General features: G+C 60.5%; 23 protein-coding genes. 17 read left to right on the forward strand and 6 right to left on the reverse strand.

The features are described 5' to 3' along the window. The first annotated feature begins 170 nt into the window (after window positions 1-170). The 4 genes from J3P93_RS08010 (at window position 171) to J3P93_RS08025 (ending at window position 4,488) form a co-directional block, all read left to right on the forward strand. Window positions 171-884 (forward strand): GntR family transcriptional regulator, encoded by a 714-nt coding sequence (locus tag J3P93_RS08010; RefSeq protein WP_336356357.1) that lies wholly within the window; start codon window positions 171-173, stop codon window positions 882-884. Continuing rightward, complete coding sequence (locus J3P93_RS08015) at window positions 881-1,879, forward strand: ADP-ribosylglycohydrolase family protein (RefSeq protein ID WP_434596391.1); 999 nt, start codon at window positions 881-883, stop codon at window positions 1,877-1,879. Before J3P93_RS08010 ends, J3P93_RS08015 begins: the two co-directional genes overlap by 4 nt. Before the next feature lie 220 nt (window positions 1,880-2,099). Further along, window positions 2,100-3,566, forward strand: coding sequence for a purine-cytosine permease family protein (locus J3P93_RS08020; RefSeq protein WP_434596394.1), 1,467 nt, complete (start codon window positions 2,100-2,102; stop codon window positions 3,564-3,566). Beyond that, the gene (locus J3P93_RS08025; protein ID WP_434596396.1) at window positions 3,559-4,488 is read left to right on the forward strand and encodes a PfkB family carbohydrate kinase; all 930 of its coding nucleotides are present in this window, start codon (window positions 3,559-3,561) and stop codon (window positions 4,486-4,488) included. Before J3P93_RS08020 ends, J3P93_RS08025 begins: the two co-directional genes overlap by 8 nt. A 213-nt stretch (window positions 4,489-4,701) precedes the next feature. Here J3P93_RS08025 and J3P93_RS08030 read toward each other — a convergent pair whose 3' ends face one another. The 4 genes from J3P93_RS08030 to J3P93_RS08045 all read right to left on the reverse strand — a co-directional run bounded on the left by J3P93_RS08030 (window position 4,702) and on the right by J3P93_RS08045 (window position 6,554). After that, window positions 4,702-5,082: a Rho termination factor N-terminal domain-containing protein gene (locus J3P93_RS08030; RefSeq protein ID WP_090285159.1), complete on the reverse strand. Its 381-nt coding sequence runs from the start codon at window positions 5,080-5,082 to the stop codon at window positions 4,702-4,704. A 63-nt stretch (window positions 5,083-5,145) separates the two neighbouring features. Then, the gene (locus J3P93_RS08035) at window positions 5,146-5,403 is read right to left on the reverse strand and encodes a hypothetical protein (RefSeq protein ID WP_332767353.1); all 258 of its coding nucleotides are present in this window, start codon (window positions 5,401-5,403) and stop codon (window positions 5,146-5,148) included. 47 nt (window positions 5,404-5,450) lie between these two features. Beyond that, window positions 5,451-5,792 carry a hypothetical protein gene (locus tag J3P93_RS08040; protein WP_093099449.1) on the reverse strand — a complete coding sequence of 114 codons (342 nt, stop codon included), beginning with the start codon at window positions 5,790-5,792 and terminating at the stop codon, window positions 5,451-5,453. A gap of 90 nt (window positions 5,793-5,882) precedes the next feature. After that, window positions 5,883-6,554 carry an HD domain-containing protein gene (locus J3P93_RS08045; protein WP_434596399.1) on the reverse strand — a complete coding sequence of 224 codons (672 nt, stop codon included), beginning with the start codon at window positions 6,552-6,554 and terminating at the stop codon, window positions 5,883-5,885. A 224-nt stretch (window positions 6,555-6,778) separates the two neighbouring features. On the opposite strand from J3P93_RS08045, the gene J3P93_RS08050 reads away from it, so the two are divergent. The 6 genes from J3P93_RS08050 to J3P93_RS08075 all read left to right on the forward strand — a co-directional run bounded on the left by J3P93_RS08050 (window position 6,779) and on the right by J3P93_RS08075 (window position 12,601). Then, window positions 6,779-7,261, forward strand: a complete 483-nt coding sequence (locus J3P93_RS08050) for a GNAT family N-acetyltransferase (RefSeq protein WP_434596402.1) — start codon at window positions 6,779-6,781, stop codon at window positions 7,259-7,261. Between the two features lie 154 nt (window positions 7,262-7,415). Then, window positions 7,416-8,405 carry a 2-dehydro-3-deoxygalactonokinase gene (locus J3P93_RS08055; protein WP_434596405.1) on the forward strand — a complete coding sequence of 330 codons (990 nt, stop codon included), beginning with the start codon at window positions 7,416-7,418 and terminating at the stop codon, window positions 8,403-8,405. Between the two features lie 18 nt (window positions 8,406-8,423). Next, the gene (locus J3P93_RS08060; protein ID WP_093099455.1) at window positions 8,424-9,044 is read left to right on the forward strand and encodes a 2-dehydro-3-deoxy-6-phosphogalactonate aldolase; all 621 of its coding nucleotides are present in this window, start codon (window positions 8,424-8,426) and stop codon (window positions 9,042-9,044) included. 62 nt (window positions 9,045-9,106) lie between these two features. Next, a complete protein-coding gene (dgoD, locus tag J3P93_RS08065) occupies window positions 9,107-10,255 on the forward strand; it encodes a galactonate dehydratase (RefSeq protein ID WP_007908327.1) in 1,149 nt (382 codons plus the stop codon). A gap of 170 nt (window positions 10,256-10,425) precedes the next feature. Then, complete coding sequence (locus tag J3P93_RS08070) at window positions 10,426-11,736, forward strand: MFS transporter (RefSeq protein WP_434596407.1); 1,311 nt, start codon at window positions 10,426-10,428, stop codon at window positions 11,734-11,736. Between the two features lie 61 nt (window positions 11,737-11,797). Beyond that, window positions 11,798-12,601, forward strand: coding sequence for an IclR family transcriptional regulator (locus tag J3P93_RS08075; RefSeq protein WP_090285143.1), 804 nt, complete (start codon window positions 11,798-11,800; stop codon window positions 12,599-12,601). Window positions 12,602-12,612: 11 nt separating this feature from the next. On the opposite strand, the gene J3P93_RS08080 is transcribed toward J3P93_RS08075, so the two are convergent. Next, window positions 12,613-13,665: an NAD(P)-dependent alcohol dehydrogenase gene (locus J3P93_RS08080; protein WP_093099459.1), complete on the reverse strand. Its 1,053-nt coding sequence runs from the start codon at window positions 13,663-13,665 to the stop codon at window positions 12,613-12,615. Between the two features lie 192 nt (window positions 13,666-13,857). On the opposite strand from J3P93_RS08080, the gene J3P93_RS08085 reads away from it, so the two are divergent. After that, window positions 13,858-14,748 (forward strand): AraC family transcriptional regulator, encoded by an 891-nt coding sequence (locus J3P93_RS08085; RefSeq protein ID WP_016770956.1) that lies wholly within the window; start codon window positions 13,858-13,860, stop codon window positions 14,746-14,748. 183 nt (window positions 14,749-14,931) lie between these two features. Here the strand turns inward: J3P93_RS08085 and J3P93_RS08090 are convergent, their stop codons facing one another. Continuing rightward, complete coding sequence (locus J3P93_RS08090; protein ID WP_434596410.1) at window positions 14,932-16,596, reverse strand: electron transfer flavoprotein-ubiquinone oxidoreductase; 1,665 nt, start codon at window positions 16,594-16,596, stop codon at window positions 14,932-14,934. A 548-nt stretch (window positions 16,597-17,144) separates the two neighbouring features. Between J3P93_RS08090 and J3P93_RS08095 the strand changes: the two genes are divergently transcribed. From J3P93_RS08095 to J3P93_RS08120, 6 genes are all read left to right on the forward strand, one after another. Beyond that, window positions 17,145-17,894 carry an electron transfer flavoprotein subunit beta/FixA family protein gene (locus tag J3P93_RS08095; RefSeq protein ID WP_090285137.1) on the forward strand — a complete coding sequence of 250 codons (750 nt, stop codon included), beginning with the start codon at window positions 17,145-17,147 and terminating at the stop codon, window positions 17,892-17,894. 2 nt (window positions 17,895-17,896) lie between these two features. Next, window positions 17,897-18,841, forward strand: a complete 945-nt coding sequence (locus J3P93_RS08100) for an electron transfer flavoprotein subunit alpha/FixB family protein (RefSeq protein WP_434596412.1) — start codon at window positions 17,897-17,899, stop codon at window positions 18,839-18,841. A gap of 78 nt (window positions 18,842-18,919) precedes the next feature. Further along, a complete protein-coding gene (locus tag J3P93_RS08105; protein WP_434596414.1) occupies window positions 18,920-19,741 on the forward strand; it encodes a substrate-binding periplasmic protein in 822 nt (273 codons plus the stop codon). A 9-nt stretch (window positions 19,742-19,750) separates the two neighbouring features. Further along, window positions 19,751-20,107 carry a DUF4398 domain-containing protein gene (locus J3P93_RS08110; protein WP_434596416.1) on the forward strand — a complete coding sequence of 119 codons (357 nt, stop codon included), beginning with the start codon at window positions 19,751-19,753 and terminating at the stop codon, window positions 20,105-20,107. After that, on the forward strand, window positions 20,104-20,916 hold the full coding sequence (locus J3P93_RS08115; RefSeq protein WP_434596418.1) for an OmpA family protein: 813 nt from the start codon (window positions 20,104-20,106) through the stop codon (window positions 20,914-20,916). Before J3P93_RS08110 ends, J3P93_RS08115 begins: the two co-directional genes overlap by 4 nt. A 207-nt stretch (window positions 20,917-21,123) precedes the next feature. Then, window positions 21,124-22,425, forward strand: coding sequence for an IS4 family transposase (locus J3P93_RS08120; RefSeq protein ID WP_434598321.1), 1,302 nt, complete (start codon window positions 21,124-21,126; stop codon window positions 22,423-22,425). The last annotated feature ends 188 nt before the right edge of the window (window positions 22,426-22,613 follow it).

The following is a 22,613-nucleotide window of genomic DNA, read 5'->3' on the forward strand; positions in this document are numbered from 1 at the left end:
GAGCTGGCTTGCCAGCGATTGCGGTATAACATTCAGCATCAATTTTGGATGTGCCGCCGTCATCGCTGGCAAGCCAGCTCCCACAGGGGATCGCTCCAGCTCCCGGCCTTCTGTCACCTTCCTCAAATATCCCTTGCTCAGCCGCGCCCGTTTCGGGTATCACTTTGTACATGATTAGACAGGTACGATTCGACAAGAAACAACGGGTGGTCGACGAGCTCGTCCGGCGCATCGAAAGTGGTCTCATGGAGGACGGCTTTCTGTTGCCCGGCGAGCATCAGTTGGCTCAGGAATTCCAGGTCAGCCGCGGCACGCTGCGTGAGGCGCTGGCCGAGCTGAAGCGGCGCAATTACATCGCGACGCAAAGCGGCGTCGGCTCCATCGTCACGTTTGATGGTGTCGCGCTCGACCAGCGCAGCGGCTGGGCGCAAGCGCTGGCCGACAGCGGGGCGCTGATAAACACTGAAGTGCTGCGCCTTGAAGCTGTAACCCGGCCCGATCTGCTGGTGCGTTTCGGCACCGACCAGTTCATCACTCTCGACCGTCGTCGGCGCGCCACCGACGGTACGCTGGTGTCTCTCGAACGTTCATTGATGCCGGCCAATGGCGGCCTGGAAAGCCTGCCGCGCGTAGGCCTGATCGACAACTCGCTGACCATCACCCTGGCCGCGTATGGCTATATCGGCGAGCGCGGCGATCAATGGATCGGCGCCGAACCGCTGAATGCCGAAGATGCCGAACTGCTCGGTCGACCGGTCGGTACGGTTTTCCTCAAAGCCCTGCGCACCACCTACGATCGCCAGAACCGTTTCATGGAGCAGGTCGAAAGCCTGCTCGACCCGGTGCATTTTCGTCTGCACCTGCAATTCGGAGGATCGAAATGACCCCGCTCAACCGTGCCCTTGGCGCTTTTTATGGTCTGGCCCTCGGTGATGCGCTGGGCATGCCGACGCAATCGCTCGATCGCGATACGATCAAGGCGCGTTTCGGCCAGATCACCGATCTGCAGGATGCCGGGCCGCTGCAACCGATCGCCGCGAACATGCCCAAAGGCTCGATTACCGATGACACCGAACAGGCGATTCTGGTGGGTCAATTGTTGGTCGAAGGCAAGGGCCACATCGAGCCGGCAATCCTCGCGCAGCGTTTGATCGAGTGGGAAGCCAAGATGCAGGCCAAGGGCTCGCAGGATCTGCTTGGACCGTCGACCAAGCGTGCGATTGAAATGATTCTCGCCGGCCATTCGCCGGAAGAGGCCGGGCGCTACGGCACCACCAACGGCGCGGCGATGCGCATCACCCCGGTCGGGATCGCCGCCGATGTGGCGGATCGCGAACGGTTTATCGCGGCCGTGGTGCAGGCCTGCCAGGTCACCCACAACACCACGCTGGGAATTTCCAGCGCGGCGGCGGTGGCGGCGGTGGTGTCTGCCGGCGTCAATGGCCTGGATCTGGGCGAGGCGCTGAACCTTGGTCAGCAAATCGCCCAGCAGGCAGAAACCCACGGGCATTGGGTCGCCGGTGGTCGTATCGGCTCGCGGATCAGTTGGGCGCGCAGCATCAGCGTCGACAGCGACAAGTCGCTGCTGGCGGATCTGCTCTACGACGTGATTGGGACTTCGGTGGCGTCGCAGGAATCGGTGGTGGTCTCCTTCGCTTTGGCGCAGCAGGTGGCCATCGGCGAGATGAACCCGTTCGAGGCGCTGTGCATGGCGGCCAGCCTCGGTGGCGACACGGATACCATCGCGGCCATTCTCGGAGCGATGCTTGGCGCCTGCCTGGGGCTTGAGTGTTGGCCTGCGCAGATGATCGATACGGTGAAGGCTGTTAATCAGCTGGAGCTTGAGCCGTTGGTGCAGGGGCTGATGGCCTTGCGTTGATTGGGCTGGCGCCATCGCTGGCAAGCCAGCTCCCACAGGGAAAGTGCACATCTCAAAGTTCACTGCGTACCTGTGGGAGCTGGCTTGCCAGCGATAGGCGCACCAGAATTTTTGCATCATTCACCCGCAATGGATCGCTCAGACAGGCCTCGGAAGGCCGATTGTCTTGTCGTTTTGCATCATTGCCACAATCACAAAAAAGGCAAACAGGAGCACGTTCATGAGTTCATCGACCGCCGGGCAGAGCGCCGGGCAACTGGAAACCCGCGGCATCGAGCCGGTGCCGGAAGCCGAGTGCAACGGCCATCCGTTGCAGCTGTTCTGGGTCTGGTTCGCCGCCAACATTTCCATTCTTGGCCTGCCCTTGGGCGCCACGCTGGTGGCGTTTCGCGGGCTGGCGATCTGGCAGGCGATCATCGTCGCGATCCTCGGTGCCGCCGGTTCGTTTGCGGTGGTCGGGATCATCTCGATTGCCGGCCGACGTGGCCGCGCGCCGAGCCTGACCCTGTCACGGGCGATCTTCGGCGTACGCGGCAATATCGGCCCGACGCTGGTGTCGCTGATGTCGCGCCTGGGCTGGGAAACGGTCAACACCACCACCGCGGCGTTCGTCCTGCTGTCGCTGTGTTCGATCCTGTTCGGCTCGCCGGTCGAGGCGAAAAGTGCACCGCTGCTGACGCTGGTCTTCATTGCGATTTTCGTTCTGCTGACCCTGGCAGTGTCCGGCCTCGGGCATGCGACGTTGCTGGTCATCCAGAAGTGGGCGACTTACGTGTTCGGTGCGCTGAACATCCTGGTCGGCGGCTTCCTCTGCGCGACCATCGACTGGAGCGCCGTGTTCAACGCGACGCCGGCGCCGCTGAGCGCGATGATCATCGGCATCGGCACCATGGCCGCCGGCACCGGGATCGGTTGGGCCAACGCTGGCGCGGACATGTCGCGCTATCAGCACCGCAGCGTCAAAGCCGTGCGCCTGGTCGCTTCCGCAGCTTTCGGCGCGGGCATTCCGCTGGTGCTGCTGATCACCCTCGGCGGCTTGCTCTCGGTGGGCAACAACGATCTGGCTTCGGCGACTGACCCGATCGTGGCAATCCGCGACATGCTGCCGACGTGGATGGCCGTGCCGTACCTGATCACCGCGTTCGGCGGTCTGCTGCTGTCCAACAACCTGTCGGTGTACTCCGCCGGCCTGACCACGTTGACCCTCGGCCTCAAGGTCAAACGCGTCTACGCGGTGGTGGTGGACATCGTCGCGATCTTCGCCGGTTCGATTTATTTCATGCTGATCGCCGACAGTTTCTACGGTCCGTTCATCACCTTCATTTCCCTGCTGGCGGTGCCGATCACGGCGTGGGTCGGGATCTTCGTGGTCGATCTGATCCATCGTCATTACTACAGCCCCAAAGACCTGCTCGACGTCAGCCCGAGCAGCGCCTACTGGTATCACGGCGGTATCGAATGGCGTGCGTTTGCTGCCTGGGCGATTGCTATCGTATTGGGTTTCAGCTTCACCACCATCGGCACCACCGCCGAAAACGTCTGGTTCAAGGGTTTCCTGTCCGACTCGTGGCTGGGCCATAACGGCCTCGGCTGGATCGTGACCTTCGTCGTTGCCGGCGGCCTTTACCTTGTACTGGGCGGGGCCAAAGATCGCCGCGCCGCGCAACCCGAGAATGCTCATGCCTAAGATGTTGCACACCGGCCAGGTCATCATCGACCTGGTCATGGCCGTGGAAAAACTCCCGCAGATCGGCGGCGATGTGTTGGCGCAGTCGGCGGGTTTCGAAGCGGGCGGCGGGTTCAATGTGATGGCGGCGGCGGTGCGCAATGGCCTGCCGGTGGTTTATCTGGGGCGTCACGGCACCGGACGTTTCGGCGATCTGGCGCGCCAGGCGATGCAGGCTGAAGGGATCTGTATTGGCATTGCTGAACCGGCTGAACGCGACACCGGTTTGTGCGTGGCGCTGACCGATGCCTCGGCCGAGCGCAGTTTCATCTCCTACATCGGTGCCGAAGGTGAGGTGACCACCGAGGACTTGAACAGCGTTGCCGCCCAGACGGGCGATTATGTCTACCTCAGTGGTTACAGCCTGCTTCACCCAGGCAAGGCGCAAGCGTTGCTCGACTGGACGCTGGCGTTGCCGAAGGGCATCAACGTGGTGTTCGATCCGGGCCCGCTGGTGGAATCGCCGGACTCTCCAATGATGCAGGCGTTGCTGCCGCGCATCGATGTGTGGACCAGCAACAGTGTGGAGGCATTGCGCTTTACTGCGGCTGGCGATATCGCTGAAGCGTTGGATCGGCTGGTAAACCATCTGCCGGACAGCGTGTTGATGGTGGTGCGCGACGGACCGCAGGGTTGCTGGATTCAGCAGGCCGGGGAGCGTCAGCATGTGCCGGGGTTTGCCGTGAAAGCGGTAGATAGCAACGGTGCCGGTGATGCGCATGCCGGGGTGTTTATCGCCGGGTTGGCGCAGGGTTTGAAAGCCCAAGTAGCAGCACGGCGGGCGAACGCGGCGGCAGCCTTGGCAGTGACGCGCTGGGGGCCGGCGACCGCACCGGCGGCGGCTGAAGTGGACGCGTTTATCCGCAAGTCCTGCGGCGGCTGACCCACCGCTATCGCCAGCAGGCTAGCTCCCACAGGTTTTGTGTCCACCACAATTCCATTGTGAGGGCTACCTGCCCAGATAGCGGCCGAAGTGTTGCGGCGGCTGATCTACCGCTATCGCCAGCAGGCTGGCTCCCACAGATTTTGTGTACACCACAATTCCACTGTGGGAGCTAGCCTGCTAGCGAGGGGGCCAGCAGCCTCACCATAATTTTCAGCCAGCCTTGCGTAACGCTTCGATCAACTCCTGCTTGCGCATCGACGAGCGGCCCGGAATATTCTTCGCCCGGGCTTCTTTCATCAAACTGTCGACGGTCTGCGCATCCTTAGAAGTCTCGCTATTACGCGAATGCCCCTTGCGGCTGGCCACCGCCCGGCGCGATGACTCTTTACGATCTTCCGACTTGGCGCTCGCCGGTTTCTTGCGCCCGGAACCGCCGGATTTCTCGCCGCCGCCCGATTGTTTATTCACCGTCGCCCAAGCGCGGGCCTCGGCTTCATCTTTCGACACGCCTTTTTTCTCATAGCTGTCTTCGATGTGCTCGGCCTTGCGCTTCTGTTCACTGGTGTACTTGTCTTTGCTTCCACGAGGCATGGGATTTCTCCTCTTGTGTGCGAATTCAGCCGCTCGCCGCACTGGCCGCGAGCGACTTCAGAGCTACTGGCGATCGAGTTTCTGCGCCGCTTCAACGCCAGCAGCACTGAGCTTGATCGGCAGGTTCAACTCATGCTCGCCCGCTTCGCTGCAGGTCACATGACCGTGATGAATCAAGCCGCGCTCCTGCAGGGCGGCGAGGGCGCTGGCCACGACTTTCTCGCCCCGGTAATTGTCCAGCACTTCCTTGCCCAAGCCGTTGGGATGCGCGTGCAACAGGCGGGTGAGGACTTCTTTTTCCAGGTCTTTGTCGACGTTCATGGTTACCTCTTCATGGGAGTGAATAGGGCGCTCGCGTCGGCGAACTACTACTGACCGGCACCTTCGGAACCCGAACCACCGGTGGTGGTTTTCGAGCCGACGCCAGGTCCGGCATTATCGGGCGCAGCCGGAGAATCAGGCGTGTTCATACCGCCCTGACGGCCCGGATCACTGCCCTGCGTGCGCGGGTCAGTGCCGGTGGCCGGTGGCTGATTGATCAACGGTACGCCGGAGCCATCGGTGTTCATGCCGGGAGCACTGTTGATGGCCGGGGCGCGAGGCGGGGTCGGATCGGTAGGGCCAGTGCCGGCTGCCGTGGACGAGGCGGCGAATACCGCAGGGCAGAGCAGGGCGCTGAAGACGAAAGCGGTCAACCTTGACGGGATCATAGGGCTTCTCCAGTGATTGGAATCCTTACCCTTGATTGGTCCGCCGTACGTCGGGATTGGTGCCTGAGGATCGACGAACGGTTTATTCCGTCATCGTGTGTTTGCCACTGAGTCGATGCCGATTTCTTCCATGAACTGCTCCATGAAACCCTTCAAACGCTGATGGCGAATCTGTGCCAGGCGCTGGCCGGTGACGGTCTGGAAACCCTCGGCGAGGTGCAGCAGTTTGGTCTGGAAATGGTCGAGGCAAAAGCGTGTGTCGTCGTAATCGCGGTGTTTCGCTTCGGGGTCTCGCGGATCGTAAAGCGCCGCGCCCATGCGCCCGGCGACATAGAAAGTGCGCGCGACACCGAGCATGCCCAGCGAGTCGAGACGGTCGGCGTCCTGGACGATTTTCGCTTCGAGGGTCAGCGGGGTGATGTTGGCGGAGAAGCTGTGGGCTTCGATGGCGTGGGCGACTTGGGTGATTCTTTCGTTGGGCCAGTTCATCGCTTCCAGGACGGATGAAGCCTTGTCCGCTGCCAGACGCGAAGCCTGCGCGCGCAGTGGCGAGTTTTTCTCGACGGATACGCAATCGTGCAGAAGCACCGCGGCGAGCAAGACATCGAGCTCACCGCCCTCTGTTTGATGAAGCGTGCGTGCGTTGTGCCAGACCCGCTGCAGGTGGGCGAGGTCGTGGGCGCCGTCGTCTGAGGGCTGCAGAGCATGAGGAAGCAACGCTGAGGCCAGTGCCTGCATGGGCGTGAAATATTCAACGGTCATAAACATCCTTTCAGATTGTCGCAAAACCTGTGGGAGCGAGCCTGCTCGCGAAGGCATTCTGTCAGTTGACCCAAGGACTGACCGAAAGGACGCCTTCGCGGGCAGGCTCGCTCCCACAGGTGACACAGTGTTCGGCAAATCAGGCAAGTTAACCCGTTTTGCCATGTGACGAGCGCCGCCGCGCGCCTTAGTATGGCGCTTTAATTTGCACACAAGGCCCGTCCATGACGATCGAAATCCGCCCGGCGACCCCCAGCGATGCACCGCAGATCCTCGCCTTCATCACCGAACTCGCCGATTTCGAAAAGGCCCGCCACGAAGTCATTGCCAGCGTTGCCGACATCGAACGCAGCCTGTTCGGCGAAGGCGCCACCGCCCACGGCCTGATCTGCCTGCGCGACGGCTTGCCAATCGGTTTCGCGGTGTTCTTCTTCAGCTATTCGACCTGGCTGGGCAGCAACTGCCTGTACCTCGAAGACCTCTACATCACCCCCGAACAACGCGGCGGCGGCGCCGGCAAAACCCTGCTGCGCCACCTCGCCAAAATCGCCTGCGCCAACGGCTGCGGCCGCTTCGAATGGAGCGTGCTGGAATGGAATACGCCGGCGATTGAATTCTACAAATCCCTCGGTGCGCAGCCGCAGGAAGAGTGGGTGCGGTATCGGATGGATGGCAAAGTCCTGCGCGAGTTCGCCGAGGGTCAATAACCCGTTACTGAAGATCGCAACATCGATCAGCGATGTTGCGATCTTTTTTGTTTCCGTCTCACTATATGGGATTGATATTTATATATTGAGATTTTCCTGCCCCCGGGTTTATAGTCCATCGCACTCACTGCCAAAAAACAGAACAGGTGAAGCGATGCAGGCGCAATTGATCGCGCTCGATTGGGGGACGACCTCATTACGTGCTTACAAACTCGCGGCGGACGGTGTGGTGCTGGAACAGCGTGCGCTGTCGTCCGGGATCATGCAGTTGCCCAAAGCCCCGCGAATCATCCACGGCCGTGAATGTGCCGATGGTTTTGAACTGGCCTTCGATCAGGCGTGTGGCGACTGGCTCGATGCGCAGCCGAATCTGCCGGTGATCGCTTGCGGCATGGTCGGCAGCGCGCAGGGCTGGCGCGAAGCGGCCTACTGCGAGACGCCGGCGGACGTCGCCAATCTCGGAAAATCCCTACAAGCAGTGGTCAGTCTGCGTGGCGCCACGGTGCATATCGTGCCGGGGGTGATTCAGCGTTCGCGTCTGCCGAATGTGATGCGTGGCGAAGAAACCCAGGTGCTGGGTGTCCTTCAGCAGTTGCCGGCCGAGGCGGGCGCTGATCTGCTGATCGGCCTGCCGGGCAGTCATTCCAAGTGGGTCGAAGTGGTCGATGGTTGCATCACGCATTTCGACACGTTCATGACCGGCGAAGTATTCGCAGTGCTCAGCGAACACAGCATTCTCGGCCGCACCCAACAACCCAGCGCCACCTTCGAGGCGCAGGCGTTCGACCGTGGCGTGCAGGTCGCGCTGTCGGCGGATGGCGAGCTGGGTGTGCTCTCGACCTTGTTCAGCGCGCGCACGCTGGGCCTGACCGGTGAGCTCAGCCCGACCCTGCAAGCGGATTACCTGTCCGGGCTGATGATCGGCCACGAGCTGGCGGCACTGGCCGCGGTGCAGCGTCAACGCCGCAATAATCCGAATCTCCCTTCGATCGTGCTGATCGGCAACGGTCAGCTCTGTGCGCGTTACAGCCGTGCGCTCGACGCCTGCGGGTTCGCCCGGGTGACGCTGGCCGAGCAGGCTACCGAGCGTGGCCTGTGGCAACTGGCGCGTGCCGCCGGACTGATCGATTCCTCATCCCGTTAACCTGACTGGAGGCCTGACATGCTCAAGCAAGCACTGGCGCAAAACGGTCTGATCGCAATCCTGCGTGGCCTGCAACCGCAGGACGCGGCGGCTGTGGGAGAAGTCCTGTATGCCGCCGGATTTCGCGTCATCGAAGTACCGCTCAATTCCCCTTCGCCGTACGAAAGTATCGCCACCCTGCGCAAGACCCTGCCCGCCGATTGCCTGATCGGTGCCGGCACGGTGTTGACCGCGCAGCAAGTGCAACAAGTGAAGGATGCCGGCGGCCAGGTGATCGTCATGCCGCACAGCGACGCCAAGGTCCTGCGCGCGGCGAAAGCGGCCGGGCTGTATCTGTCGCCGGGCGTCGCCACGCCGACCGAAGCCTTCGCAGCGCTGGAGGAGGGCGCAGACATTCTCAAGCTGTTCCCGGCCGAGCAGATGAGTCCGGCAGTCGTCAAAGCCTGGCTCGCGGTGTTGCCGGCGGGCACGGTGCTGGCGCCGGTCGGCGGCATCACCCCAGACAACATGCAGGCGTTCCTCGATGCCGGCGTGAAAGGTTTCGGCCTCGGTTCCGGGCTGTTCAAACCGGGCATGACGCCAGAGCAAGTGGCGGTCAATGCCAAGGCCTATGTGGCCGCATGGAAAGCGCTTCGTTAAGACTTTTCCGGCGCCGCGTGCGCTGCATCTAATAAAAGCTGCATTTACAAAAGAGAGCAGAGATGAAAATCACCAAACTCACGACCTTCATCGTCCCGCCGCGCTGGTGCTTCCTCAAGGTCGAAACCGATGAGGGCGTGACCGGTTGGGGCGAACCCGTGGTCGAAGGCCGGGCGCACACCGTGGCCGCTGCCGTTGAAGAATTGTCCGACTACCTGATCGGCAAAGACCCACGCAACATCGAAGACATCTGGACCGTGCTGTATCGCGGCGGCTTCTACCGTGGCGGTGCGATCCACATGAGCGCACTGGCCGGTATCGACCAGGCGCTGTGGGACATCAAGGGCAAGGCCCTTGGCGTGTCGGTCAGTGATCTGCTCGGTGGCCAGGTGCGCGACAAGATTCGTGTGTATTCGTGGATTGGCGGCGACCGTCCGGCCGACACGGCGCGTGCGGCGAAAGAGGCGGTGAGCCGTGGTTTCACCGCGGTGAAAATGAACGGCACCGAAGAATTGCAGTTCCTCGACACCTTCGAAAAAGTCGATCTGGCCTTGGCCAACGTCGCCGCCGTGCGTGACGCAGTGGGACCGAACGTCGGCATCGGCGTCGACTTCCATGGCCGCGTACACAAGCCCATGGCCAAAGTCCTGATGAAGGAACTCGACCCGTACAAACTGATGTTTATCGAAGAGCCGGTGCTCAGCGAAAACTATGAAGCGTTGAAAGAACTGGCGCCGCTGACCAGCACGCCGATCGCCCTCGGCGAGCGGCTGTTTTCGCGCTGGGACTTTAAACGCGTGTTGAGTGAAGGCTACGTCGACATCATCCAGCCGGATGCTTCGCATGCCGGCGGCATCACTGAAACCCGCAAGATCGCCAACATGGCAGAAGCCTACGACGTGGCGCTGGCGCTGCATTGCCCGCTGGGGCCGATTGCACTGGCGGCGTGTTTGCAACTCGACGCGGCTTGTTACAACGCGTTTATCCAGGAGCAGAGCCTGGGCATCCATTACAACGAGAGCAACGATTTGCTCGACTACGTGAAGGACCCTCGCGTGTTCGACTACGACAAAGGCTTCGTGAAGATTCCGAACGGCCCGGGGCTGGGGATCGAGATCAACGAAGAATATGTGATCGAGCGCGCAGCCGTCGGCCACCGCTGGCGCAACCCGATCTGGCGCCATGCCGATGGCAGCTTTGCCGAGTGGTGAGCCATTCCTGACACACCACAAAACCCTGTGGGAGCTGGCTTGCCAGCGATGACGTCAGCACATCCAACATTGATGTGACAGACACACCGCTATCGCTGGCAAGCCAGCTCCCACAGGGAGCAGTGCAGGCCTCAGGCCGACCTCAATAAACATAAAAAGAGGCTCTCCTCATGCAATCGCACACCCTCACCGGGCAGGCGTCTTTAGTCACGCCCAGCCGCAAGCGATTTTTCATCATGGTGTTGCTGTTCATCACCGTGGTCATCAACTACCTCGACCGCAGCAACCTGTCGATTGCCGCGCCGGCGCTGACCAGCGAACTGGGCATCGATCCGGTGCATGTCGGGCTGATCTTTTCTGCGTTCGGCTGGACTTACGCCGCCATGCAGATCCCCGGCGGCTGGCTGGTCGATCGCGTACCGCCACGGATTCTCTACAGCGTCGCGCTGCTGCTCTGGTCGGTGGCCACGGTGATGCTCGGTTTCGTCAGCAGTTTCATCGCCCTGTTCGTGCTGCGCATGGCAGTTGGTGCGCTGGAAGCGCCGGCGTATCCGATCAACAGCCGCGTGGTCACTACCTGGTTTCCCGAGCGCGAGCGCGCCACGGCGATCGGTTTCTACACGTCTGGGCAGTTCGTCGGTCTGGCCTTTTTGACGCCGGTGCTGGCGTGGCTGCAACACGCGTTCGGCTGGCACATGGTGTTCGTCGCGACCGGTGCGGTCGGCATTCTCTGGGCGCTGATCTGGTACGCGGTGTATCGCGAGCCGCGTGATTTCAAAGGCACCAACGAAGCCGAAATCGAGCTGATTCACGAAGGCGGCGGGCTGGTCGATATCCAGGCGGAAACGGCTAAGGTCAAAGCCAAATTCAGCTGGACCGATCTGGGCATTGTCCTGAGCAAGCGCAAATTGTGGGGCATCTACCTCGGCCAGTTCTGCCTGAACTCGACGCTGTGGTTCTTCCTGACCTGGTTCCCGACCTATCTGGTGAAATATCGCGGCATGGATTTCATCAAGTCCGGCCTGCTGGCGTCGCTGCCATTTCTGGCCGCGTTCGTTGGTGTGCTGTGCTCGGGGTTCTTTTCCGACTGGCTGATCCGTCGCGGCTACACCGTCGGCTTCGCGCGCAAGTTGCCGATCATCAGCGGATTGCTGATCTCCACGGCGATCATCGGCGCCAACTTCGTTGAATCGACACCGTTGGTGATTGCCTTCCTGGCGCTGGCGTTTTTCGGTAACGGCCTGGCTTCGATCACCTGGTCGCTGGTCTCGACGCTGGCCCCGGCACGCCTGCTCGGGCTGACGGGTGGGGTGTTCAATTTCATCGGCAACCTGTCGGCGATCGCCACACCGATCGTGATCGGCTTCCTCGCCAGCGGTGATTCGTTCGCGCCGGCGATCACCTACATCGCCGTGCTCGCGCTGGTCGGTGCGTTGTCCTACGTGCTGCTGGTGGGCAAGGTCGAACGTATCGAGTTGTAGTGGTCTGCGTCGGGCGACCATAATGCCGCCCGTTCCCTCGCTCAACGGTAAAAGGCTGGATATGCAGGAAGACGCCCCGGAAAAAACCAAGGACGCCGCGCCCACCGGCACCCAGACGCTGTTGCGCGGCCTCGGTGTGGTGCAAGCGGTGGCCAGTGGCGCCCGCGATCTCAAGGAGATCGCCCGGCTGATCGGCACCACGCGCAGCACCACCCATCGTCTGGCCAGTTGCCTGGTCGACGAGCGCTACCTGCGCGTGGTGCCGCAAATCGGTTATCTGCTCGGGCCGAAGCTGATCGAACTGGGTTTTCAGGCTCGCGAAGAATTGCCGCTGGTGACTCTGGCCGGGCCGTATCTGGACGAATTGTCGTCGTTGACTGGTGACACCGTGCACCTGGGGATTCGCGAAGGTGATGAGGTGCTTTACCTGCTGAAGAATCCCGGGCGCAACGGCCCGGAAATGCGCTCGCGGGTCGGCCATCGCATGCCGCTGGCGCGCACCGGCATCGGCAAGGCGCTGATGCTCGATGATTCGCCGAAAGATTGGCAACGTCTGTACGACATCAGCTTGCCGGCGGGTGGGAAAAGTCAGTTCTGGCCGCAGCATCCCCAGCAGTCGTGGGAACAGCTTGAGCAGCGCATGAGCGAGTACGTGGCCGGTGGCTACGCCTTCGACCTGGAAGACAACGAACCGTCGATCCGCTGTGTGGCGGCGCCGATTCGCGATGCGAGCAAAGGCATTGTGGCGGCGATCAGCATCGCCAGCACCGTGCCCTATATGCCGCTGGAGAAAATGGCCGAGCTGATTCCCCTGATCAAAGGAGTCACAGCCCGGCTGTCGGCGGAGCTTGGCTTGAAGGTATAAGCCTTTGCGGTTTAAGCCTTGAGCGTCGCCATGTCGATGACGAAGCGGTACTTCACGTCGCCAGCAATCATCCGCGCGTAAGCCTCGTTGATCTGGCGGATGTCGAGCATTTCGATGTCGCAGGTGATGTTGTGTTCGGCGCAGAAATCCAGCACTTCCTGGGTTTCCGCAACGCCGCCGATCAACGAACCGGCCAATACCCGACGCCCCAGCACCAGTTTGGCCGCGTGCACTGGCGGATCGATCGGTTCGATCAGGCCGACCAGAATGTGCACGCCGTCAAAACGCAAGGTATCGAGGTACGGGTTAAGGTCGTGCTGCACCGGAATGGTGTCAAGCAGGAAATCGAAGTAACCGGCCGCGGCTTTCATTTGCTCGGCGTCGGTGGACACGATCACATGGTCGGCGCCCTGACGACGGCCTTCTTCGGCTTTACTCGCCGAGCGAGTGAACAGCGTCACTTCAGCGCCCATGGCCTTTGCGAACTTGATGCCCATGTGGCCGAGGCCGCCCATGCCGAGAATCCCGACTTTGTCGCCGGCCTTTACGCCGTAGTGCTTGAGTGGCGAGTAGGTGGTGATGCCGGCGCAGAGAATTGGCGCGGCGCTGGCCAGGGCCAGTTTTTCCGGGATGCGCACGACGAAGTGCTCGCTGACCACGATGCTGTCGGAATAACCGCCCATGGTGTTGCTGCCATCGACCCGGTCCGGGGTGGCGTAAGTCATGGTCGGGCCTTCGAGGCAATATTGCTCGAGGTTCGACTGGCAGGCTTCGCAGGTACGGCACGAGTCGACCATGCAGCCGACGCCGACCAGATCGCCGACCTTGTGCCGGGTGACATTCGCACCGATCGCGGTGACTTTTCCGACGATCTCGTGGCCGGGCATCAACGGATAAACAGCGATGCCCCATTCGTTGCGTGCCTGGTGAATGTCGGAATGGCAGACGCCGCAGTACAGAATCTCGATGGCCACGTCGTCAGCACGTGGGCTGCGGCGTTCGAATTTCATCGGGGCGAGGGGAGTGGTGGCTGATTGGGCGGCATAACCGATCGCGGTGTACATGGGCAAACCTCGCAGAAACAGGAACAAGTGAGGCGGCGAATTCTGGGCGCCGAATGCTTGTGCGGCCATGACGAATTCTCCGGGTCTCATGCCTAATTCTCCGGCATGCGGGTTTGCGCGGTCGCATTGGCGAACGGATCTGCGATGATGCTTTCATCCCTTATTGCGTGTTTTTTTGTGAAGAACGACTCGATGCAACTGACCCGTCATCTTGATGCCAACGCGCGGCTGGTTTCGCTGATCGAACCGCTAGCGCTGCGCGATGGTTACAGCCAGACCGGCTTGCCCGGCGTACAAATATTGCGCGCCAGTTGCGACGTCGCCCGTGGCCCGCACATTTATGAGCCGAGCCTGATGATCATCGCCCAGGGCAGCAAACTGGCGTTTCTCGGGCCGCGAACCATGGAATATGGTGCCGGGCATTACCTGATCCAGGCGCTGCCGGTGCCGTTCGAGTGCGAGACGTTCGCCTTGCCGGATGCGCCGCTGCTTGGCGTCTCGGTGGCGATCGATCGGGTGCTGCTCGGTGAGCTGGTGCTGGCGATGGGCCTGGCGCCGGGGCGGCATATTCCGGCGCAGACGCCGGAGTCGATGACCTCGGTGGTGCTCGACGATGGCATGCGCGGTTGCGTCGAGCGCTTGCTCAGTTGTTTGCACGATCCGCTGGAGTGCCAGATTCTCGGCCCGGCGCGGGTGCGTGAGTTGCTGTTCGTCGCTTTGCGCGGGCCGCAGGCGGATGTGCTGCGGGCATTGGTCGAACAGCAGGGGCAGTTTGCACGAGTGGCGGCGTCGATCAGTCATTTGCATGCGCATTACACCGAGCCGCTGAACGTCGAAACGCTGGCCGGGTGCGCGAACATGAGCGTGTCGACCTTTCATGAGCATTTCAAACGCAGCACGTTGTTGTCGCCGGTGCAGTATCTCAAGCGTTTACGCTTGTTGAAGGCGCAGACGTTGCTGGTGGCCGAAGGGCTGGGCGTAGCGCAGGTGGCGCATCGGGTCGGGTATCAGAGCACGTCGCAGTTCAGTCGCGAGTACAAGCGCTACTTCGAGCGTAGTCCGGGGGATGAGCGGGCTGCTTGATTCTGCGCTGTTCCTTGTAGGAGTGAGCCTGCTCGCGATAGCGGTCTGTCAGTCGATATTGTCGGCACAGATATACCGCTATCGCGAGCAGGCTCACTCCTACAGGGGGGGCGGTATTGTTGCGTGAATTGCGGGCAACAAAAAGGCCCCCGTTCAGGGAGCCTTGTTGTTCAGCGATACGACTTACATATTCGGGTAAGTCGGGCCGCCGGCGCCTTCCGGCGCGACCCAGGTGATGTTCTGCGCAGGGTCCTTGATGTCACAGGTCTTGCAGTGCACGCAGTTCTGGGCGTTGATCTGGAAGCGCTTCTCGCCGTCTTCCTTGGTCACCACTTCGTATACGCCGGCCGGGCAGTAGCGCTGCGCCGGTTCGTCATACAGCGGCAGGTTCTTGCTGATCGGAATGCTCGGGTCGGTCAGCTTCAGGTGGCACGGCTGTTCTTCTTCGTGGTTGGTACCGGAGATGAACACCGAGCTGAGTTTGTCGAAGCTGAGCTTGCCGTCGGGTTTCGGGTAATCGATCTTCTTGCAGTCGGCGGCGAGCTTGAGGCAGGCGTAATCCGGCTTGGTGTCACGCAGAGTGAATGGCAGTTTGCCGCCGAAGATGTTCTGATCCAGCCAGTTGAAACCACCGCCGATGATCGCGCCGTATTTGTGAATCGCCGCGCCGAAGTTACGGCTGGCGAACAGTTCTTCGTAAAGCCAGCTGTTCTTGAAGGCGTCGACGTAAGTGGTCAACTCTTCAGTGCCGTCCTTCTCCGCAAACAGCGCGTCAGCCACCGCTTCGGCGGCGAGCATGCCGGACTTCATCGCGGTGTGGCTGCCCTTGATCTTGGCAAAGTTCAGGGTGCCGAGGTCGCAACCGATCAGCGCGCCACCCTTGAAGACCATTTTCGGCAGCGAGTTCAGGCCGCCCTTGGCGATGGCGCGGGCGCCGTAGCTGATGCGCTTGCCACCTTCCAGGTACTGCGCGAGAACCGGGTGATGCTTGAGGCGCTGGAACTCGTCGAACGGCGACAGGAAGGTGTTGCTGTAGGAAAGATCGACGATCAGACCGACCACCACCTGATTGTTTTCCAAGTGATAGAGGAACGAGCCACCGGTGTTCTCGGTGCCCATGATGTCCAGCGGCCAGCCGGCGGTGTGCACCACGAGGCCTGGCTGGTGTTTGGCCGGGTCGATTTCCCAGATTTCTTTCAGACCGATGCCGTAGTGCTGAACGTCAGCCTCGCTGTCGAGGTTGTAGCGCTTGATCAGTTGCTTGCCAATGTGGCCACGGCAGCCTTCGGCGAATAGCGTGTATTTGCCACGCAGTTCCATGCCCGGGGTGTACAGGCCTTCTTTCGGCTGGCCTTCGCGGTCGACGCCCAGATCACCGGTGATGATCCCGCGGACTACGCCTTGTTCATCGATCAGCGCTTCCTGCGCGGCGAAGCCCGGGTAGATTTCGACGCCGAGGTTTTCCGCCTGCTGGGCCAGCCAGCGGCACAGGTTGCCGAGGGAAATAATGTAGTTGCCTTCGTTGTGCATGGTCTTGGGCACAAAGAAGTCAGGGATTTTCTGCGCGCTTTCGGCGTTTTTCAGCACGAAGATGTCATCGCGGGCCACCGGCGTGTTCAGCGGGGCGCCAAGTTCTTTCCAGTCCGGGAACAGCTCGTTCAGTGCGCGGGGTTCAAACACCGCACCGGACAGGATGTGTGCGCCGACTTCGGAGCCTTTTTCGACCACGCAAACGCTGATTTCCTTACCGGCATCAGCGGCCTTCTGCTTCAGACGGCAGGCGGCGGACAGACCCGCGGGGCCGGCACCGACGATGACCACGTCGAATTCCATGTATTCGCGTTCCACAGGCTATCTCCTACTCAAGGCTCAACAGTTTTTTTTCTGATTTGGAGGTTTGATGTCGCATCCCGCCAGCCTTTACGTTAACGTCAAGGGGGATAACGGAAAACCCACCTTTCTCTCTAGGCGGCGCATTATATCTACACCACTCCCAGCGTCCAATACAAACGTTTGTTTGAATTGCCTCCAGCCCACATAAATCAAAGAAGCGCGGCTTATGAGTGGTCATTTTGCTGTATTGACCGGAATAGGCGTTCCGGTCAAGATACGGGCGGTTTTGCGCTGGTCGTAAGCAGACTGGCGCTGTCAGGAGCACGTCTAAAGACAGGGCACAGGCATTTGAAGGTCAAGCGCAGCGCCGTTTTTCGCGCAGCTTGCAGGGGTTGAATATCCACGACTGGTCAGTCACCGCTGACGAACGGTCAGCGGCATTCGCCACGAAAGCGACCTTGCACCCTCGTCGGCGTTTTTAGAGGTGCCCTTTAGCCTGATGAACATCAACCGCCAGGTTCGCCTAGGCGACTTTCTTTTCACCGGAGAGTAACGAGGAATCCATGAAGGTTCTTGTAGCTGTCAAACGCGTTGTGGATTACAACGTCAAGGTTCGCGTCAAGGCGGACAATTCCGGCGTCGATCTCGCCAACGTCAAGATGTCGATGAACCCGTTCTGCGAAATCGCAGTGGAAGAAGCCGTACGCCTGAAAGAGAAGGGCGTTGCGACTGAAATCGTCGTCGTCTCCATCGGCCCGACCACCGCTCAGGAACAGCTGCGTACCGCACTGGCTCTGGGTGCCGACCGTGCCATCCTCGTCGAATCTGCGGAAGATCTGACTTCCCTCGCCGTGGCCAAGCTGCTCAAGGCTGTGGTCGATAAGGAACAGCCGCAGCTGGTGATCCTCGGCAAACAGGCAATCGACAGCGACAACAACCAGACCGGCCAGATGCTCGCTGCACTGAGCGGCTACGGTCAGGGTACGTTCGCCTCGAAAGTCGAAGTCTCCGGCGACACGGTTGCCGTGACCCGCGAAATCGACGGCGGCGCGCAGACCGTTTCGCTGAAACTGCCGGCCATCGTCACCACCGACCTGCGTTTGAACGAGCCGCGTTATGCGTCCCTGCCAAACATCATGAAAGCCAAGAAGAAGCCTCTCGAGACGCTGACTCCGGACGCTTTGGGCGTTTCCACCGCCTCCACCAACAAGACTCTTAAAGTCGAAGCGCCGGCTGCACGTAGCGCGGGCATCAAGGTCAAGTCGGTGGCTGAACTGGTCGAGAAACTGAAAAACGAAGCGAAGGTAATCTAATCATGACTATCTTGGTAATCGCCGAACACGACAACAAAGTGCTGGCTCCGGCCACGCTGAATACCGTGGCTGCCGCTGCCAAAATCGGCGGCGACATCCACGTTCTGGTGGCCGGTCAGGGCGCAGGCCCGGTGGCCGACGCCGCTGCGAAGATCGCTGGCGTGAGCAAAGTCCTCAACGCTGACAATGCCGCTTATGCGCATCAGCTGCCGGAAAACGTTGCTCCGCTGGTTGCAGCTCTTGCCCATGAAGGCGGGGGCACTGGCTACAGCCACATCCTGGCTGCCGCCACCTCCAACGGCAAAAACATTCTGCCGCGCGTTGCTGCCGCGCTGGACGTTGACCAGCTCTCCGAGATCATCTCGGTCGAAAGCGCTGACACCTTCAAACGCCCGATCTACGCCGGTAACGCCATCGCTACCGTGCAATCGACCGCTGCGATCAAAGTGATCACCGTGCGTGCCACCGGTTTCGACCCGGTTGCCGCTGAAGGTGGTTCGGCGGCTGTTGAAGCCGTTGGCGCTGCGCACGATGCAGGCATTTCGAGCTTCGTTGGCGAAGAGCTGGCCAAGTCCGATCGTCCAGAGCTGACTGCTGCCAAGATCGTCGTTTCCGGCGGCCGCGGCATGCAGAACGGCGACAACTTCAAGCATCTGTACGCGCTGGCCGACAAGCTCGGCGCTGCCGTTGGTGCTTCGCGCGCCGCGGTCGACGCAGGTTTCGTACCCAACGACATGCAGGTCGGCCAGACCGGCAAGATCGTTGCGCCACAGCTGTACATCGCCGTCGGTATTTCCGGCGCGATCCAGCACCTGGCCGGCATGAAAGACTCCAAAGTGATCGTTGCGATCAACAAGGACGAAGAAGCGCCGATCTTCCAGGTGGCCGATTACGGCCTCGTGGCTGACCTGTTCGAAGCCGTACCTGAGCTGGAGAAGCTGGTCTAATCCAGCCGCTTCACTTATAAAGAGCCCGACCGTTTGGTCGGGTTTTTTTTGTCCTGGATTTGAGTGGAGCGTGTTGCCATGGATCTGCGCTGCGGATGGTTGTTGGGTCTGGCCCTGTTGCCCCTGGTGGCATCAGCGACGGGCAAGTGCGAGCGACTCGTCGTCACCGGTAGCCCCGATGCGCCACCGTACCTGTGGCAGGACCCCCAAAACCCGAAACGGCTGATCGGTGCCAGTGCCGACCTGTTGCAGCAAGTCGGCAAAGACCTCGGCATCAAAATCGAGCTGCTGTATGCCGGCAAACGCGCGCAGGCGCTCGACGAGGTGCGCAGCGGGCGCATGGACCTGCTCGCCGACGCGCCGCTGACCCTCAACGAGCTGGAAACCCTCGATTACATTCATCCGCCGCTGCTGGAAAACGACTATCTGGTCTGGACACGCAAAGGCTCGACCCTGGTTTACAGCGACGCCAAAGACCTGCACGGGCATGCCGGCGCGCTGTCGGAAAAGTCGCGGATGACCCAGGCATTCGGCATTTTCGCCGAGCAGAATCTGACCCTGACCAAGACAGCCAACCTCACCCAGGCTCTGCAGAAACTGCTTCTGGGAGAAGTGGAATATGTACTCGCCGCTCGCTATTCAGGGATGGCCGCCGCGCAGGCCTTGGGCATGACCAATGACCTGCTGGCGTTCGAGCAACCCATCGATCGGCCCGGTTTGTTTCTCGCGGTTTCCCATAACTCGGCATGTAACGATCCGTGGTTGCGCGGACAGCTAGCCAAAAAGATGACAGAATTGCCCGCGTCTGGACTGACGGAAGCCGCGCTGCAACGCAATATCGAGCGCTGGAAGGCGCAGCAGCAACAACCGCAACAAGCCGTCAGCGCCCCCAAACAGTAGGGATTCTTAGTGAGTATTCGACCTCTTTTCGCGGCCGTGGCCGTTCTGGCTCTGGCCGGTTGCGCGACCGATCCGGCACCCATCGAACAAATGCGTCTGACCGAACAGGCCATCACACAGGCCAAGGCTGTTGGGGCCACGGCCGACGAAGTGCCGGAAATGAAACTGGCGGAAACCAAGTACACCCGCGCCAGAGGCAACATGGCCGACCAGTCTTACCGCAACGCGCGGATGCGCGCCGAGCAGGCTGAACTGGATGCGCGGCTGGCCGAAGCCAAGGTGCTGACCCAGAAAAGTGAAGAGCAATTGAATGTACTGAACACCCGCATCACCCGACTGCGCAAGCAACTGGGGAGTGCCCAATGAACCTGTCAGCGAAAATTCTCGGCGGCGTGATCCTCGTCGGTTGCGCGAGCCTTTCTGGCTGCGCCGGTCAGCACAGTGAAGCGGCCTTGCAACAGGCTGGCAGCGACTTTCAGAAGGTCAAGGAAGATTCCAGCGTGTTGCGTATCGCGCCGAAAGATGTGATTCGTGCCGGTGAGTCTTTGGCGCGCGCCGATCGCCTGTCGACCTATTGGGGTAGCGGTGCGGACGTGGTGCATTACGCTTATCTGAGCCAGCGTTACAGCGAAATTGCTCGCGAGCATACCAATCAGGTGCTCAACGAAGAGCGTGCGGCCAAGCTGGAGCTGGAGCGTCAGCGTTTGCAACTGGCCTTGCGCGAATCGAAGCTGTTGAGTGTGCAGCAGCAGGGCAAATGGCTTGAGGAGCAGATTGTCGCACTGGCGACTACGCAGACTGATCGGGGTCTGGTGATGACGCTGGGCGATGTGCTGTTCGATACTGGTGAGGCGGAGCTGAAGAATTCGGCCAATCGGGTGGTGCTGAAGATTGTCCAGTTTCTGCAGTTGAATCCCAAGCGGGTGGTGCGGATCGAGGGTTATACCGACAGTACCGGGGGCAAGCAGGAGAATCTCAAGTTGTCTCGCGACCGGGCGCAGTCGGTGGCGGATGTGTTGATTGACCTGGGCATTGATGACAAGCGGATTCAGGTTGAGGGGTATGGGGATGAGTATCCTGTGGATGCCAATGCTTCCGAGCGTGGGCGTGCGCAGAATCGTCGGGTTGAGATTGTTTTTTCTGATGAAAAGGGGCAGCTCGGGGCGGCTCGTTAGGTTGGCCTTGGCGGCCTCTGGGCCGACCAGGTTCTTGGGTTTTTGGGTGAATATCCGTTTTTTTTGGGTGATGCTGATGGCGGTTTCGCCCTTACGGCCATCCCTTTCAAGGTCTTCTGTAAAATCCCCTGAAATTCATTTAGGGATACCCGAACGATGTGGGCCGATGTTCTAGCGCGTTTCGAGAAAAAAGCACCTGCCAGTGTCATGGCCAAATTGGCGCTGGAGCAGGCTATTGCCCCTGAGTGGATCGATCAGGTTTTCGAAGAGCATCGGCAACGGCAGTACTCTCGCGAACTGCTGTTTTCGACCATTATCAAGCTGATGTCCCTTGTTTCATTGGGCTTGAAGCCATCCCTTCACGCCGCCGCGCGACAGCTTGAAGATCTTCCTGTGAGCTTGGCGGCTCTTTACGACAAGATCAGTCGTACCGAGCCTGCTCTGTTGCGCGCGTTGGTTACGGGCTGTGCACAGCGCCTGACTCCAACCATCAGGGAGTTGGGCTGCACGGCGATGTTGCCGGGCTGGCAGATTCGGGTGGTGGATGGCAACCACTTGGCGTCCACTGAGAAGCGTCTAGGAGCTTTACGTAATGAGCGCGGCGCTGCTCGTCCCGGTTTTTCGGTGGTTGCCTACGACCCCGATCTGGACCAGGTCATCGACCTTCAGGCGTGTGAGGATGCGTACGCAAGTGAGCGTGTTTGTGTGCTGCCTCTATTGGCCAATGCCGAGCCGGGCCAAGTCTGGCTGGCTGATCGGCTCTACTGCACGCTGCCGGTTATGGAGGCCTGTGAGCAGGTTCAAACCTCGTTTGTCATTCGTCAGCAAGCCAAACATCCACGCTTGATTCAAGAGGGTGAATGGCAAGAGCCGGTACCTGTGGAAACAGGCACTGTGCGAGAGCAGATCATCCAGGTCAGAGGCGGTTACCAATGCCGGCGTGTCGAGCTGACGCTTCATTCGCCAACGGACTCCGGTGACAGCAGTTTGATGTTCTGGAGCAACCTGCCTGAGAGCGTCAGTGCGCCACAGATCGCGGAACTGTATCGCCGCCGCTGGAGCATTGAAGGTATGTTCCAGCGACTGGAAGCGATTCTGGAAAGTGAGATTGAAACTCTTGGTAGCCCAAAGGCTGCCTTGCTCGGGTTCGCTACGGCGGTACTGGCCTATAACGTTCTGGCCGTCCTCAAACGAAGTGTTGAGCAAGCTCATCGCGATACCCAGCCTAAAGGATGGGAGGCCTCTATCTATCACTTGGCGGTTCAAGTCAGGAGTGGGTATGAGGGAATGCAAATTGCGTTGCCCGCGGAACATCTTCCCGTTATCCCGCTAGAAAAACTGGCCCAGCGCTTATTGGAACTGGCCAGAAATATCCAGCCCAAACAAGTCGCGAAAAGCCCTCGCGGTCCCAAAGTGCCCAAGCCTAAAACATGGGTCCAGGGCACCGCAGTACATGCGCATGTTTCAACGGACCGGTTAATCAAGGCTAAAAAAACGAAAAGACCTTGAAAGGGATGGCCCTTACGGCGAGTCACCTTTTCCAGACGCCGAAAAGGTAACCGAAAAGGCTTGCTCCTGCGTTCGGCCCTCGCAGGCTCGGGTCCCTTTGCTCCGGGACTGATCCGGGCGCAGCGGCTACGGTTTGCTTCGCTGCACCTACGTCCGCTGTGTACGACTTCGTCGTACGGTCGCTGCGC

Origin of the sequence: Pseudomonas sp. R3-57 (assembly GCF_051132065.1) — a bacterium.
Classification (GTDB): domain Bacteria; phylum Pseudomonadota; class Gammaproteobacteria; order Pseudomonadales; family Pseudomonadaceae; genus Aquipseudomonas.